A 14,919-nucleotide genomic window follows, 5' to 3' on the forward strand; every position below is an offset into this window, starting at 1 on the left:
TGGGAGCGGGCTTGCTCGCGAAGGCGGAGTATCAGGCGATTAACCTTTGACTGAACCACCGCTTTCGCGAGCAAGCCCGCTCCCACATTTGGCCCGTGTTGGATCAGAGGTATTTGAGCCAGGCAATGTCCCTACGCCTTGCTTTCAGCTCGGCAAACCAGCGCACCGGCCTATACAGCGCCAGGGGCAACACCAGCGCCACCAGCCATATTGCCCCGATACCCTCGAAGCCAAAATACTTGCCCTGGTTAAGCCCAAACAGTGCTACGCACGCTACATAAAGAATTTTCAGCACATACAGGTGCAGCAAATAAAAGAACATCGGCGCTGCGCCGAAGGTCGCCAGTACGCCAATCCAGCGTTTGTGCCCCGCGCGTTCGAACGCCAGCAACAGCAGCAAACCAACCCCCAGCGTCAGCGCCAAAAACAACAGTGACGGCGGGTATTTGGTCACGTTGAAAAAACTCATCAAGGTCTGCACGCCATAGTCATAGGCCTGCCAGGGTTTTTCGCCGTAGCCGTTGAAAGCCCGCAGCACCAAAAATCCAAGTAGAGCACCAACGCCCGACAGCCATAGATAGCGCTGACGCACCGCCGGCGGCATGCCATTGGCAAACCATGGACCCAGCCCGTAGCCCAGGGCGATCACGCCGATCCACGGCAGCACCGGATAGGTGGTGCGCAGGCGCAGGGTGTCACTCACATCGATCCAGCCGCGTTCATGCAGGATCGCCCACAGGTTCTGCAACGCCGCCCCCGGCGCGAAGTGCAAACCATCCAGCAGGTTGTGCCCGCCGATAATCACCAGCGCCACGCCCAACAGTAATGGGCGCGGCAACCACACCAGCGCTGCAAGGGCGAGCATGCTCACGCCGATGGCCCAGATCACTTGCATATAGATCACGCTGGGCGGCAACTGGAAGGTCCAGGCGAAGTTGACCAAGGTGAATTCCAGCACCACCAGGAACAACCCGCGCTTGAACAGGAACGCCGACACGTCGCGGCGCCCCTGGTATTTCTGGCCGTACAGCCACGCGGACAACCCCGTGAGCAACACAAATACCGGCGCGCACAGGTGGGCGAGGGTACGGCTGATAAACAGCGCGGGCTCGGTGCTGTCAATGTTCATCGGGTCGCTGACCTGGCGGTGCAGCAGGAAGGTTTCGCGTACGTGGTCCAGCAACATGAACAGGATCACCAGGCCGCGCAGGGCGTCGATGGAAAGCAGGCGTTGGCGCAGGGGAACAGCGTCGGTCATAGGGGGGGATCGCAGGGCTGAGTGGAAAATTGGCGTTATCCTATAACATTAATTTGTGCGTTGCCGCGTTTCACCCCGACAGATTAGAATGCGATCAATTCTTAATTACTTCCGGGCTCCGGGTGATCTGCATGTCGACTTCGCTCAATCTGCCTGTCCAGGCGTTGTACTGCGAACACCACGGATGGTTGTACCGCTGGCTCGATCGCAAGCTGGGCAATGCCAGTGATGCGGCGGACCTGGCCCATGACACCTTCGTGCGCCTGCTCACCCGCCAAAACAATGCGGGGTTCGGCAGCGAACCGCGTGCGTTGCTCACGCACATCGCCAAGGGTCTGATGATCGACAGCTGGCGCCGACAGGAAGTCGAGCGCGCCTACCTGGAAACCATCGCCCATCTGCCGGAGCAGGAGGTGCCGTCGCCGGAAACCCGCTGGTTGATCCTTGAAGCGCTGTACCGCATCGAAGCCATGCTGCGGGATTTGCCGGAGAAAACCCGGCAGGCGTTCCTGATGTCGCAGATTGACGGGCTGACCTACCCGCAGATCGCCGATGAGTTGAAGGTGTCGCTGGTCTCGGTCAAACGTTATATGCGCGACGCGTTCCTTGCGTGCCTGAGCGTGGCATGACCCCCTCCATTGATCCGCTGATTCTCGGTGAGGCCGCCGACTGGATGGTGCAGTTGCAATCTGGCAGCGCCACCGATGAAGACCGTCGCGCCATTGCCCAGTGGCAGGGCCGCAGCGCCCAGCATGCCCAAGCCTGGCAGCGGGCGGAGGCGATCCTGGGAGACTTCAACAGCGTGCCGGGCGCGATTGCGGGCGACACCCTCAAGCGCATCGGCCGCAAGCAAGCCCTGGGTCGCCGCCAGGCGTTGGGGCTGTTGCTGCTGGCAGGTCCAGCGACCTGGCTGGCCTACCGGCACAAACCCTGGCAGCCATGGACTGCCGACCAGCACACCGCCATCGGCGAACAACGCCACCTCACCTTGCCCGATGGCACACGCCTGCTGATCAATACAGGCAGCTCGCTGAACATCGCTTTCAGCGAGCACGTGCGCCGTATCGAGTTGCTCCAAGGCGAGGTGATGATCACCACCGCCAAGGACCCCGCACCGACCCATCGCCCGTTTATCGTGCAGACCCGCCATGGCACTGCGCGGGCGCTGGGTACGCATTTCAGCGTGCGGGTAGGGGAGCAGGCCAGTCGCGTGGCGGTCATCGAAGGTGCGGTGGAAATGCTGCCACAGCATGCCAGCCATGGCGTGATTCTCAAGGCTGGCGAACAAAGTGCATTCGACAGCGACCGCGTGGCGGCGGTGCAGGCCCTGGAGATCAGCGCCATGACCTGGGAGAACGGCATGTTGCTGGCCCAGCAGATGCGCCTGACCGACTTGCTCGACGAGTTGGGCCGCTACCGTCACGGTGTGCTGCGTTGTCACGAGAGTGTGGCCGGGCTGACGGTGTCCGGGGCGTTCCCGCTGCGCGATACCGACGCCAACCTGCGCCTGTTGCAGGAAACCCTGCCGGTCAAGATCAGCAGCCTGACCGGCTATTGGGTGACCATTGAGCCGCGCTGAATTTATTTGCGGCTTTCGCTGATACCTTTTTCGTTGTCGTGCGGTGTAGGGAAGAACCCTCAACGTTGCACCGCGCCGACAGGAATGCCCCATGACCTCCACCACGCACCCCATCCGCCCCTTCAAGGCCCTGAGCCTGGCCGTTGCCCTGGCCGCCATCGCGCCGCTGCACAGCGCGGTGGCAGCAGACGCGGCGCCTACCAGCGCGACGCGCAGCTACACCCTCGCGCCGGGGCCGTTGGGCAATGTGTTGGCGCAGTTCGCGGCGTTGTCGGGAGTGCCGTTGTCATTTGATTCCACGCTGCTCAACAACCAGCAGAGCCCTGGTTTGCAAGGCAGCTACACCGCGCAGTCGGGTTTCATGCAGTTGCTGCAAGGCAGCGGTTATACCCTGCAAAGCACCAGCGCCAACGGCTACACCGTGGTGCCCGAGGCCACGGGCGAGGCGGTGCAACTGGGGGCGACCACCATCAGCGGCGAGAGCGGGGCGCAGGCAGATACCTATGGCGGTGGCCAGGTGGCGCGTTCGGCCAGGCTTGGGGTGTTGGGCAATCGCTCGATCAATGACGTGCCGTTCAGCGTGGTCAGCTATACCGCCAAGACCATTGCCGACCAGCAGGCACGTACCGTCGGTGATGTGCTGCTCAACGATGCGTCGGTGCGCCAATCGTCAGGCTTTGGCAACTTCTCCCAGGTGTTCACTATTCGCGGCCTGCCGCTGAACACCGATGACATCGCGTTCAACGGCCTGTACGGCGTACTACCCCGGCAGATCATCACCACCGAAGCCCTTGAGCGTGTGGAGTTGTTCAAAGGCCCCAATGCCTTCGTCAATGGCGTTTCCCCAGCAGGTTCGGGGATTGGCGGCAGCGTCAACCTGGTACCCAAGCGCGCTGAAGACACCCCCACCCGCAGCGTCACCCTCGACGCTGCCAGCGGCGGGCAAACCGGTGGTCACCTGGACCTGGGCCAGCGCTTTGGCGAAGACAATCGCTTTGGTGCACGGGTCAACCTGGCCAAACATGGCGGCGACACAGCCATCGATGATGAATTCAAAAGCTCGCAGTTGGTCGCCGTGGCCCTGGATTACCGTGGCGAGCGCCTGCGCGTCTCCACCGATTTTGGCTACCAGAAAGAGCGCATCAACAACGGTCGCTCGGTGGTCTACCCCAACGGCACCCAAGTGCCCAAGGCCCCGTCGGCCAAGCACAATTATGCCCAGGACTGGAGCTGGTCGGAGCTGGAAGACACCTACGGCATGTTCAATGCCGAATACGACCTGAATGAAAGCTGGACCGCCTATGTGGGCGGCGGGGCCAAGCACACGCGGGAAAACGGTCAGTATTCATCGCTGTATGTGGGCAACGACGGCAGCGGGCGCGTGGGTTTTTTGTACTCGCCCCACGACGAAGACAACAAGAGCGCCATGGCTGGCCTTAACGGGCACTTCAATACGGGGCCGGTGACCCATCAGATGAACTTCGGTTTGTCGGGTATCTGGGGCGAGCAGCGCTCGGCGTTTGAAGCGATCCTGCAAGCCAACCGCAAGCCGGGCAACCTGTACAACCCGACGCAGATTCCGCGTCCGACCGTGACGTATTTCGGCAGCGATATTCATGACCCGCGCGTGGTTGGCAAAAACCGCATCAAGAGCGCGGCGGTGTCCGACACCCTGGGCTTTATCGATGATCGGGTACTGTTGACCCTCGGCGTGCGCCGACAAACGATCGAAGTGGATGCGTGGAACACCACAACAGGTGTGCGCAATGCCAACTACGCGGAGTCGATTACGACGCCGGTTTACGGTGTGGTGATCAAGCCCTGGGAGCATGTGTCGTTCTATGCCAACCGCATTGAGGGCCTGGCCCAGGGGCCGACGGCGCCGCTGACCAACGTCACCAACCCGGGTGAAGTGTTTGCGCCCAACCGCAGCAAACAGACTGAGGCAGGCGTGAAGCTGGATTGGGATACCTATGGCGCGACGCTGGGGGTATACCGCATCGAGCAGCCGAACAGCGCCACCAACACCAACGCCAATGGCACCAACACGTTCAGCGTCGATGGCAAGCAAATCAACAAGGGTGTGGAGCTGAATGTCTTCGGTGAGCCGGTCGATGGCTTGCGCTTGCTGGCCGGTGCGACCTGGATGAACACCGAGCTGCAGAACACGTCCAACGGCCTTACCGATGGCAATCGCGCCGCCGGCGTGCCGCGTTTCCAATACAACGTGGGGGCGGACTGGGACATTCCGGGCATTCAGGGGGCGGCCGTCAATGCGCGGGTGCTGCGCACAGGTGGCGAATATGTCAACGCCACGAACACGCTGAACATCCCGGCCTGGACCCGCGTCGACCTCGGTGCCCGTTATGGTTTCAAGGCTGACGACAAGTACATCACCCTGCGCGCCAACGTCGAGAACGTGGCGAACAAGGCGTATTGGGCGTCGGCTTCTACGGCCAACAACTACCTGACCCAGGGCGAGCCACGCACCGTGAAAGTCTCGGCCACGGTAGATTTCTAACCGGCGATGGGTGAGCGGGACAAGCCCGCTCACCACCCCAAAAAGGTCTGAGCGCCACGATGACCTGTGCCAGCCAGGTCGCTATTCCCCATTGGAATGCCCCTATAAAAACCGGCCATTGTCTTTCTCTTCTGTGATCTCGTAGCGTGGAGTTTCATCAGAGGAGACCCGCCATGAACTCACCGTTGTTGCGCCTGTACGTCGATGCCCAGTTCACCAGCCCCTACGCGATGTCGGTGTTTGTAGCCCTGCGAGAAAAAGGCCTGGCCTTCGATACGCTGACCCTGGACCTGGACACCGCGCAGAACCGCACAGCCGACTTTGCCAAGCTGTCCCTCACCCAACGCGTGCCGACGCTGGTGGACGGCGACTTTGCAGTGTCCGAGTCGTCGGCGATCACTGAATATCTGCAAGAGACTTACCCCGAGACGCCGATCTATCCGGTCGATCCAAAGCAGCGGGCGAGGGCGCGGCAGGTACAGGCCTGGTTGCGCAGCGACTTGCTGCCGATTCGCCAGGAGCGGTCGACGCTGGTGGTGTTCTACGGGCAGAAGATGCCGCCACTGTCGCCTACTGCCGAGGCGGCGGCGCGCAAATTGATCAGTGCGGCACAGGCGCTGTTGGTGGGGAACCCGGCGAACCTGTTCGGCGAATGGTCAATTGCCGATGTGGACCTGGCCGTGATGCTCAATCGGCTGATCCTGAATGGCGACAGCGTGCCCGCCGAGTTGGTGGAATACGCCCAACGCCAATGGCAGCGGCCGTCCGTGCAAGCGTGGGTTCAGCAGCAACGTCCGGCGCTATAAACCAACCATTCATCTTCGCGTGTGGTGGCGCCCTTGACAGGTGTCACCCGGCGGACGAATACTCTCGCCATATTCATATATATGACTAAATAACAAAGTGAATGTGGCCCCATGAATACCTTGTCCAGTGATGCCCGTCTGCCGCTTTATCAACGCCTGCGTGACCACTTGGTTGAGCAGATCGCCAATAACCGCTGGCGTCCCGGCGAAGCCATTCCCACTGAAGCGGTGCTGTCCGCCGAGTACGAGCTGTCTACCGGTACTGTGCGCAAGGCGGTGGATGCACTGGTGAGCGAGGGCATTCTCGAACGCCAGCAAGGGCGTGGCACCTTCGTGCGCCGTCCGCAGTTCCAGTCCTCCCTGTTTCGATTTTTCCGTTTCCAAGGCCCATCGGGCGAGCGCCAGGTGCCCGAGAGCCGCATCCTGACGGTCGAGTCGTTGGCCGCGCCGTCAGCAGTCAGCGAGGCATTGGGCCTGGCGTCTGAGGCGCAAGTGATTCGCATCGTGCGTACCCGTCTGTTTGACGTGCAACCGTTGCTGGCCGAAGAAATCTGGCTACCGCGCGCGCGCTTCCAGGCGTTGCTGGACATCGACCTGTCCGCGCAAGGCCCGTTGCTCTACCCGGTGTATGAAAGCGTTTGCGGGCAAGTGGTGGCTTCGGCCGAGGAAACCCTCACCGCCGAATCGGTGAACGAGGTGTACGCGCGCTTGCTGCAGGTGCCGGTCCACAGCCCGGTGGTGGTGATCGAACGCCTGGCCCGCGATTACGCCGGCCAACCGCTGGAGTGGCGACGCTCCCGAGGGCATGCCGAGCACTTCCGCTACCGCGTGGATATCCGCTGACCCCATACCCGCACCGTTAACTGTTTGCCCAACACTGGCCCTGTTCTGGCGCGGTTCGCGCCCGGCTGCCTCGCGTTTGACCTATAAGGATAAAAATCATGTTCAGTTGGTATCGCCAAGTCACTCCTCGGGAGCGCAAAACGTTCTGGGCCTGCTTCGGCGGATGGTCCCTCGACGCATTGGAAGTACAGATGTTCGGCCTGGCGATCCCGGCACTGATTGCCGCCTTCGCCTTGAGCAAGGGCGATGCGGGGCTGATCAGCGGTGTCACGCTGGTCACCTCGGCCATCGGTGGTTGGGTCGGCGGCACCTTGTCCGACCGTTACGGCCGCGTGCGCACCCTGCAATGGATGATCCTGTGGTTTTCGTTCTTCACCTTTTTGTCGGCGTTCGTCACCGGCTTCCACCAGTTGTTGATCGTCAAGGCGCTGCAGGGCTTCGGTATTGGCGGTGAGTGGGCGGCAGGCGCGGTGTTGATGGCCGAGACCATCAACCCGAAATATCGCGGCAAGGTGATGGGTACCGTGCAAAGCGCCTGGGCCGTGGGCTGGGGCGTGGCGGTCGGGGTGTTTACACTGATCTATTCGTTCGTGCCGCAGGACATGGCGTGGCGTGTGATGTTTGTGGTGGGTTTGCTGCCGTCGTTCCTGATCATTTGGGTACGCCGCAATGTCGAAGAGCCCGACAGCTTCCAACGCCTGCAAAAGGAACAAGCGATTCCACAGAGTTTTTTCAAATCGCTGGCGGGCATTTTTCGCCCTGAGTTGATTCGCGTCACGTTGTTCGGCGGGTTGCTGGGCCTGGGTGCCCACGGCGGTTACCACGCGGTAATGACCTGGTTGCCGACCTTTTTAAAGACCGAGCGTAACCTGTCGGTGCTCAACTCCGGCGGTTACCTGGCCGTGATCATCTTTGCCTTCTGGTGTGGCTGCATCGCCAGTGGCTTGCTGATCGACCGTATCGGGCGGCGCAAGAATATCGTGTTGTTTGCCTTGTGCTGCGTGGTCACCGTACAGGCCTATGTGTTCCTGCCGCTGACCAATACGCAGATGCTGTTCCTCGGCTTCCCGCTGGGCTTCTTCGCGGCGGGGATTCCAGCCAGCCTGGGGGCGCTGTTCAACGAGTTGTACCCGGCGGATGTGCGCGGCGCTGGCGTGGGTTTTTGCTACAACTTCGGGCGAGTGCTGTCGGCGGTGTTCCCGTTCCTGGTAGGGCATATGAGTGATTCGATGTCCCTGGGCTCGGCCATCGGTATCGATGCCGGGATAGCCTACGGCGTCGCCGTGATTGCTGCACTGTGCCTGCCCGAAACCCGAGGCCGGGTATTGGAAGCGACACCCGTCGGCCAGCGCGCCGAGGCTTGAACCCTTTTTACTTTTGAAAGATGAACCCCATGCTTGATAACTGCTCCATCACGGGTATCGACGCCCACGCCCATGTGTTCAGCCGCGCGCTGGCCCTGGCCGGTGAACGTCGCTACACACCCGGCTACGACGCCACGCTGGCGGACTACCTTGGCCACTTGCATGCCAATGGCCTGAGCCACGGCGTGCTGGTGCAGCCCAGCTTTTTGGGCACCGACAACCGCTATCTGTTGGACGCCTTGCAGCAGGCACCAGAGCGGTTGCGCGGTGTGGTGGTTGTGGAACGCGATATTCCCCGCGACGCTTTGCAGGCCATGGCCCGTGTCGGCGTGGTGGGCGTGCGGTTGAACCTGGTGGGCAGGGCGCTGCCGGATTTTGCCGAGCACGGCTGGAAGGCATTCTTTGAACACATCGCCGAGCTGGGCTGGCACGTGGAGTTGCATCGAGACGTGGACGACCTGCCGCACTTGGTGCGTGAGTTGCTGCCGTTTGGGGTCAAGCTGGTGATCGATCACTTTGGGCGTCCGGATGCGCGATTGGGTGTCGAACAACACGGTTTTGCGCAACTGCTGGAACTGGGCCGCAGTGGACACCTGTGGCTGAAAGTCTCGGGCATCTACCGCTTGGCCGGCACGCCCGCGCAGAACCTGGAGTTTGCCCGCCAGGCCATGCCTTTACTGCAACAGAGTTTTGGCCTGAGCCGCTTGGTGTGGGGCAGCGACTGGCCGCATACCCAACATGAATCGTCTATCGGTTACGCCAGTGTGATCGAGCAGCGCCAGGCCTTGGGTTGCTCGGCGCAGGTCGAGCAAGCGTTGCTGATCGACACACCCCGCCAGTTATTCGGCTTCCAGCACCCGTAGCCAATCCTCTTTTACCCGGCGGTCCAGGTCTTCCCAGTCGGCCATGCCCAGCACTCGCGTGGTGTTCAAGCCACGCAGGTAGCCGCGCAGTTGCTGGGCGCTGGCAATCACCTGGTCTGAATCTGCGGTGTCGTCCTGCAGCACGGTTTCATAGTCGACCAGGTAATCGGCGACCCGCTCGCGAAACTCCGGCAAGACAGCTTCGCGGATGCGATCGAAGGTTTTCTGGTGGGGCTTCATAGCGGAGTCCTTATAGATTTTATGGGTGCACTATCGGTTCAGATAATAGTCACCATCACGGATCGCAAGTTCTGTTTTTTCAGGAAAAGCGGAAAATCACCTCATCGAAACGCTGTTCAAGGAAATGCGCGATGAGGACGTTTATCCAGCTGGGTTTAATGGTGCTGATGCTTGGCACAGTCATCATGAATAATGCGGCATTCGCTGATGATCTGCGTGATAGCCATTTGCTACCTATCGACGGTAGCGTAGACTCCCTGCAACATGCGCAGTCGGTGGGTGTGTTACTGAGCGATAACACCCGCGACAACCTCAGCTACCTTGAACGCTACCACGACATGGCCTTGAACGGCGCCAAGGATGCCCTCGACGGTCGCATCCGCGAGGCGTTCGTCAACAGCTCCGACCCGGAACTGGCCATTGATTGGTTGATGAGCTCGCTGCAGGGAACCTTTCTGTCGGTTACGGTCTACGACAACCTGGATGCCCTGGTGCAGGCTCACCCCGACGTGGTGGTGATGCTCGATACCCATAACCAACTGCTGACCCAGCGTAATGATGTGGTCGAGGCGCGGTTTGTTGCACGGTTCTATGACGCGAACCTGCAATACATCGCCAAGGCCGAAGGCTCGGTGCACAAACAGGTGCCGTCAGTGTGGGTGCATGACAAGGCCGCACCGGAGATTGCCGCGCAGATCGAGCAGCAACGGGATGTACAACTGGACGCCTTGAAGCAGTTTGACGTGTCGCTCAAGGCGTTGGTGCAAGCGGGTTGATGTGAACTTTTATCTTTAATTTCAGGATTTTTTCATGCGTTCTTTTTTTGTTCCGGCCCTGGCCTTCGCATCGCTGTTGCTGGCCGGTTGCGTGTCTGCACCCAACGCCCCGACCCTGACCCTGCAAACCGACAAAGGCCCTGAGGCCTATGCGCAGTGCGTGGTGACCAAGCTTGAGAAGCACGGGATCACCTCGACCGTGACGCAGAACTCGCGCCACGCCAAAGTGGTGTTGACCAGCAAGATCGCTGCCGATGATGTGCTGGAGGCCTACAAGGCCCAGGATGGTGGCAAGGTGTTCTTGTATGAGCGCAAGCCGCTGGCGTCGGCGCTTACGCCGTCGCGGCTGGAGTTGGCTGCGCAAGCCTGTAAGTAACACACAATTCCACATTTGGATAAGTGCAGGGCTAGGGCTTGGCTTCGTTGCTGAAACTATCGACGACTTTGACCAGCCCTTTGGCAGCCAACCTCACCAACTCACCACCTTTCTCCACCGTCGCCAGCGCCGGGTCCGAGCCCATGCGCCCGTCAGGGAAGCGCGCGCGGAAGTCCAGCGCTTCACGGATCGGCCCGGTATTGGCGATCTGCGGCGAATACTCGGCAGTCTTGATCGATTCCGGGTACGCCCACTGCGTCACCGCAATCTCCGACGGTGTGGCATGGCTGCCGTGGCCGACCGGGAACTGCTGGTGAGCCAGCTCGTTGACGCCTTCCAAATCCCACCAGTTCACCAGTTTCAAGGCAAACCCGGCTGGGCGACCGGCGAAGCTTGCTTCGGCGTACAGCTCGGAAAACGCCGCTTCAATCGTGGCGATATTGCCGCCATGGCCGTTGAGGAACAGGATCTTGTCAAAACCATGCCCGGCCAGCGAGCGCACCCAGTCGCCAATCGCGGCGATAAAGGTCGAAGGGCGCAGGGAGATGGTGCCGGGGAAACCCAGGTGATGCTGGGCCATGCCGATGTTGAAGGTGGGGCCGATCAGGATGTCGGCGTTGGCCTGCGCCTCATGGGCGATGATTTCCGGGCACATCCAGTCGGTACCCAACAGGCCGGTGGGGCCGTGCTGTTCATTGGAACCGATGGGGATCACCACCGTGCGGCTACGTTCCAGGAACTGTCCGATCTCGATCCAGGTGGACTTGTGTAGAAGCATGCGACGTTCTCTTTTTATCTGTCTTTTGTATAGGGAGACAGGCTATCCGCCACGGATTGTACGACTACTCGCCACTTGTTGGGGTTTGCAATTGAGGTACGTCGAGGACTTCAACCAGTGCTGGTCGGGGTACCACGAAAACATGAACTGCCCATCCTTGAGCTTATCCACCACCTGACGCGCCACCTGCGGGCGTACGGCCGGGCAACCCTGGCTGCGGCCGATGCGACCTTCGCGCTTGCTCCACAGCGGGCTTACATAGTCGGCGGCGTGGATCACCAGCGCACGGTCGCGTGCCTGGTCATTGAAGCCAGGCTCCAGGCCGTCCATGCGCAGCGAGTAGCCGTGGGTGCCCAGGTAGCTTTCCTGGGTGCGGAACAAACCCAGGCTGGACTGGTGGCTGCCTTCGCGATTGGAGAATTGAGTGGCGAAGTTTTCCCCGGACTTGGCGCCATGGGCCACCAGGTCACGCAGTACCAGGGTTTTCTTGCGCAAATCGAAGATCCACAGCCGACGGGCGGTCGAGGGCTGGGAGTAGTCAATAACCGCTAGGCGTTCTGAGCGTTCCTCGCCGTTATTGACCGCACACTGCACCGCGCTCAAGGCGCTTTTGAGTACAGTGGGATTGAGTTCTGGAGCCGAGCGCGCGAGGCTGCTATACAAGGTAGGAGGGGTGCCATTGGCGGCGAGCGCAAAATTGCTCAACGCGGTCAGGCTCACGGTGATTAAACCCAACGTGATCATGTTGAGCCGGCACAAAAAAGTCAGCATCTGCAGTACATCCCCCCCGCTGCGGATTGGAGTTAAGCCAAGTGTTCAAAAAACACGCATGTTACTTGAGCATTTGCCTGCTCGTTGCACCACTGGTCGCGACAGCTGATGAGGTACCGGTGGCCGTCGCATCGCCTAGCCCCGTGCAACTCGCCCTGGCGCAACTGTCCAGTGTTTGCCCTGGGCTGGCGCCGCACATCGACCCGGGTGCCCAACTGCGCCTGCAAGCGTTCTATCAGCAGCAGGGCGATGTGCCGTTGTGGTCCGCCGACGAACGCCGCCACGCCTTGCAAACCCAATTGCAAATGCTCGCCGACGACGGCCTGGACCCCACCCACTATAGCCTGCCCACGGCAGACACCTCGGCCAACGTGCTGTGCAGCGATATCGACATCAGCCGCCAGTACCTGCAAGCCCTGCAGGACTTGCACTACGGGCGCCTGCAGCAGTCGCGCTTCGAGCCGCTGTGGCATTCCCAGCCGCCGACCCGCGACCCCAACACCGAAGTGCTGGCGTTCGCGGCCATCGGCCTGCAAGACATGGCCCAGGCCTTCGACCAGGCACGCCCCAGTGCCGATCTCTACCGCAGCCTGCGCAATGCCTATTCCACGGTGCGTCAGCAACCGTTGCCGCATTGGGACCCCGTCACCAGTGGACCCTTGCTGCGCCCTGGCATGGAAGATCCCCGCGTGCCGGAACTGGGACGGCGCCTGGTCAGTGGCGGCTACCTGGCCAAGGCGCCGAGTGGCAAGCAATACCGCGATGAGTTGGTCAAGGCGGTCAAGGCCTTCCAGCTCAGCCACTCGCTGCAGGCCGACGGCGTGATCGGCGCCGGTACCGTGGCCGAACTGAACATCAGCCCGGCGATCCGCCGCGAACAATTGCGCATCAACCTTGAGCGTTTCCGCTGGCTCAGCCAGGACCTGGAGCCGGAAGGCGTACTGGTCAACGTGGCCGCTGCGCAATTGAGCGTGTACCAGAGCGGCATTCCCGTGTGGCAGACGCGCCTGCAGGTTGGCCGCGCAGAGCGCCAGACACCGCTGCTCAAGTCACGCATCACGCGGCTGACCCTCAACCCCACGTGGACCATCCCGCCCACCATCATGCGTGAGGACAAACTCCCGGCGATCCGTTTAAACCCTGAATACCTGCGCCAGCAGAACCTGCAAGTGCTCGACCCGGAAGGTCGCCCGCTGGCCCCCGAAAACATCGACTGGGCGCGTCCTGGCAATATCCTGCTGCGCCAGGAAGCGGGCCCGCGCAACCCGCTGGGCAAGATCGTGATGCGCTTTCCCAATCCGTACTCGGTGTACCTGCATGACACCCCGAGCCAGCCGCTATTTACCAAAGGCCCGCGTGCGTTCAGCTCGGGGTGTGTGAGGGTTGAACAGCCCATGATGCTGCGCGACCTGCTGGTGACCCCGGCCGAACGTGCGCGCACCGATGAGCTGCTGGCTACCGGCGTGACCCATGAATTCAGGCTGGCCACGCCGGTACCGGTATTGTTGAGCTATTGGACGGTGGAGGTCGACCGACAAGGCGGTTTGGTGTATTCGCCGGATATCTACGGACGCGACCTGGCGCTAATGAAAGCCATGGGCACACAGGCCTTGTAGTGAGCGTTCGGGTCAGTGACCTTGCCTATTTCACGTAGCACACGCTGATCCAATCCACTGGATGCTCCGCCAACTGCTTGGCCACGGGTAAGTAACGCCTGTCCAACTGCGCCGCCAGCCAAAACAGTGTCGCGCTGCTCTTGGGTTGCCAGGTGCCGCTGTAACCCGCTTCGCCCACGCGGGCGCGGTCTTTGTCGAATTGCACGCGGGTGTGCACGAATTCCTCATGGCTGCGCTCGCCATTGGCATACGGCACCAGCCAATCCAGTGCAGCGCTGAGCGAGGTGCCATTGACAGTGGCGTGCAACCAGTCGCCACCGTCGGCTTTGGCCGCCAGTGCGGCCTGCACCAAGGGTTCGAGGTCGTAGACCACATAGTGCAGGGCATCGCGGTCGTGGAAGTCGGTTACCGAGCCATCGGCCAGGACGTTGTCGGCGATCTGCTGTTTGAACAACCCGAAAGCCTGCTGGAGCATCGCATGATCACCCAGCGCGACGGCGGCTACAGTGATCAGTTTGATGCGGTGGCTCTGCCAATTATTGGTCTGGGTGCCTTTTTTCGGCCCATGGAATTGTTGGATATGGGCGATGTAGCCGTTGCCCAACGAGCTGATCAACCGGCGGCTGGCCTCACGGGTTTCAGGGCTCAGGTCGGCAGCGGTGAGCGCATAGGCGTTGATCACCATATCCAGGTTGGTTTCGTCGATGGGGTTGAAGTCCGGCCTGTAGACGCCGGCCCATGCGGCCAGGTAATTATCGACTTGCTTGAGGTAGCGCCGGTCACCACTGATGCGCCAGGCCAATGCCGCCTGGCGCAAAATCGGCCAGTCTTTTTCGGCGGCGATGCTTTGTTCGCGAATGCCGTGGTTGGGCAGCGTGCCTTCGGTGTGCAGATGGGGCAGCGGATTCGGCTGATCACCCAGGTGGCGCTGGGCGGCTGCCAGCATTGCTTTGGACGCCGAGGATGCGGCGACAGGCTGGCACAGGTCGGTAGCCAAGGCGGCGTGGGTAAACGCTGCCAGCATGACGGTCAGGGCGAGGCGGTTTTTTTTCATGAAGGGCTCAACCGAACAGAAACGCGCCCACGCTAGCACGCGGCCAAATCGGGTTTGATGAAACTCTCGTCACC

The 14,919-nt window shown here is 61.2% G+C and carries 15 protein-coding genes; 10 read left to right on the forward strand and 5 right to left on the reverse strand.

The features are described from left to right. Positions 1 to 103: 103 nt before the first annotated feature. Positions 104 to 1,258: an acetyltransferase domain-containing protein gene (locus CFE47_RS01055; protein ID WP_286835108.1), complete on the reverse strand. Its 1,155-nt coding sequence runs from the start codon at positions 1,256 to 1,258 to the stop codon at positions 104 to 106. A gap of 131 nt (positions 1,259 to 1,389) precedes the next feature. Here CFE47_RS01055 and CFE47_RS01060 point away from each other — a divergent pair, with 131 nt between their 5' ends. From CFE47_RS01060 to CFE47_RS01090, 7 genes are all read left to right on the forward strand, one after another. Then, the gene (locus tag CFE47_RS01060) at positions 1,390 to 1,887 is read left to right on the forward strand and encodes a sigma-70 family RNA polymerase sigma factor (RefSeq protein ID WP_286835109.1); all 498 of its coding nucleotides are present in this window, start codon (positions 1,390 to 1,392) and stop codon (positions 1,885 to 1,887) included. After that, positions 1,884 to 2,837 carry a FecR domain-containing protein gene (locus tag CFE47_RS01065; RefSeq protein ID WP_286835110.1) on the forward strand — a complete coding sequence of 318 codons (954 nt, stop codon included), beginning with the start codon at positions 1,884 to 1,886 and terminating at the stop codon, positions 2,835 to 2,837. The genes CFE47_RS01060 and CFE47_RS01065 overlap by 4 nt, the downstream gene beginning before the upstream one ends. Before the next feature lie 91 nt (positions 2,838 to 2,928). Beyond that, positions 2,929 to 5,358, forward strand: coding sequence for a TonB-dependent receptor (locus tag CFE47_RS01070; protein ID WP_286835111.1), 2,430 nt, complete (start codon positions 2,929 to 2,931; stop codon positions 5,356 to 5,358). 173 nt (positions 5,359 to 5,531) lie between these two features. Beyond that, positions 5,532 to 6,164 carry a glutathione transferase gene (yfcF, locus tag CFE47_RS01075; RefSeq protein WP_286835112.1) on the forward strand — a complete coding sequence of 211 codons (633 nt, stop codon included), beginning with the start codon at positions 5,532 to 5,534 and terminating at the stop codon, positions 6,162 to 6,164. A gap of 111 nt (positions 6,165 to 6,275) precedes the next feature. After that, positions 6,276 to 7,007, forward strand: coding sequence for a GntR family transcriptional regulator (locus tag CFE47_RS01080; protein ID WP_286835113.1), 732 nt, complete (start codon positions 6,276 to 6,278; stop codon positions 7,005 to 7,007). Between the two features lie 98 nt (positions 7,008 to 7,105). Continuing rightward, a complete protein-coding gene (locus CFE47_RS01085) occupies positions 7,106 to 8,371 on the forward strand; it encodes an MFS transporter (protein ID WP_286835114.1) in 1,266 nt (421 codons plus the stop codon). Between the two features lie 29 nt (positions 8,372 to 8,400). Then, on the forward strand, positions 8,401 to 9,234 hold the full coding sequence (locus CFE47_RS01090; RefSeq protein ID WP_286835115.1) for an amidohydrolase family protein: 834 nt from the start codon (positions 8,401 to 8,403) through the stop codon (positions 9,232 to 9,234). Here CFE47_RS01090 and CFE47_RS01095 read toward each other — a convergent pair. Continuing rightward, the gene (locus CFE47_RS01095) at positions 9,211 to 9,474 is read right to left on the reverse strand and encodes a hypothetical protein (protein ID WP_185707089.1); all 264 of its coding nucleotides are present in this window, start codon (positions 9,472 to 9,474) and stop codon (positions 9,211 to 9,213) included. The genes CFE47_RS01090 and CFE47_RS01095 overlap by 24 nt on opposite strands. 131 nt (positions 9,475 to 9,605) lie before the next feature. On the opposite strand from CFE47_RS01095, the gene CFE47_RS01100 reads away from it, so the two are divergent. Continuing rightward, positions 9,606 to 10,250, forward strand: a complete 645-nt coding sequence (locus CFE47_RS01100; protein ID WP_286835116.1) for an ATPase — start codon at positions 9,606 to 9,608, stop codon at positions 10,248 to 10,250. 34 nt (positions 10,251 to 10,284) lie between these two features. Then, positions 10,285 to 10,626 (forward strand): hypothetical protein, encoded by a 342-nt coding sequence (locus tag CFE47_RS01105; protein WP_286835117.1) that lies wholly within the window; start codon positions 10,285 to 10,287, stop codon positions 10,624 to 10,626. A 31-nt stretch (positions 10,627 to 10,657) separates the two neighbouring features. Here CFE47_RS01105 and CFE47_RS01110 read toward each other — a convergent pair whose 3' ends face one another. Both CFE47_RS01110 and CFE47_RS01115 read right to left on the reverse strand, forming a co-directional pair. Then, positions 10,658 to 11,404, reverse strand: a complete 747-nt coding sequence (locus tag CFE47_RS01110) for a creatininase family protein (protein WP_286835118.1) — start codon at positions 11,402 to 11,404, stop codon at positions 10,658 to 10,660. Positions 11,405 to 11,446: 42 nt separating this feature from the next. Then, on the reverse strand, positions 11,447 to 12,175 hold the full coding sequence (locus CFE47_RS01115) for a murein L,D-transpeptidase catalytic domain family protein (RefSeq protein WP_185707097.1): 729 nt from the start codon (positions 12,173 to 12,175) through the stop codon (positions 11,447 to 11,449). 41 nt (positions 12,176 to 12,216) lie between these two features. On the opposite strand from CFE47_RS01115, the gene CFE47_RS01120 reads away from it, so the two are divergent. Beyond that, a complete protein-coding gene (locus tag CFE47_RS01120) occupies positions 12,217 to 13,791 on the forward strand; it encodes a L,D-transpeptidase family protein (RefSeq protein WP_286835119.1) in 1,575 nt (524 codons plus the stop codon). A 25-nt stretch (positions 13,792 to 13,816) separates the two neighbouring features. On the opposite strand, the gene CFE47_RS01125 is transcribed toward CFE47_RS01120, so the two are convergent. Then, complete coding sequence (locus CFE47_RS01125) at positions 13,817 to 14,845, reverse strand: alginate lyase family protein (RefSeq protein WP_286835120.1); 1,029 nt, start codon at positions 14,843 to 14,845, stop codon at positions 13,817 to 13,819. Positions 14,846 to 14,919 lie beyond the last annotated feature (74 nt).

The organism is Pseudomonas sp. PGPPP1 (assembly GCF_002255865.1).
Lineage (GTDB): Bacteria > Pseudomonadota > Gammaproteobacteria > Pseudomonadales > Pseudomonadaceae > Aquipseudomonas > Aquipseudomonas cremoris.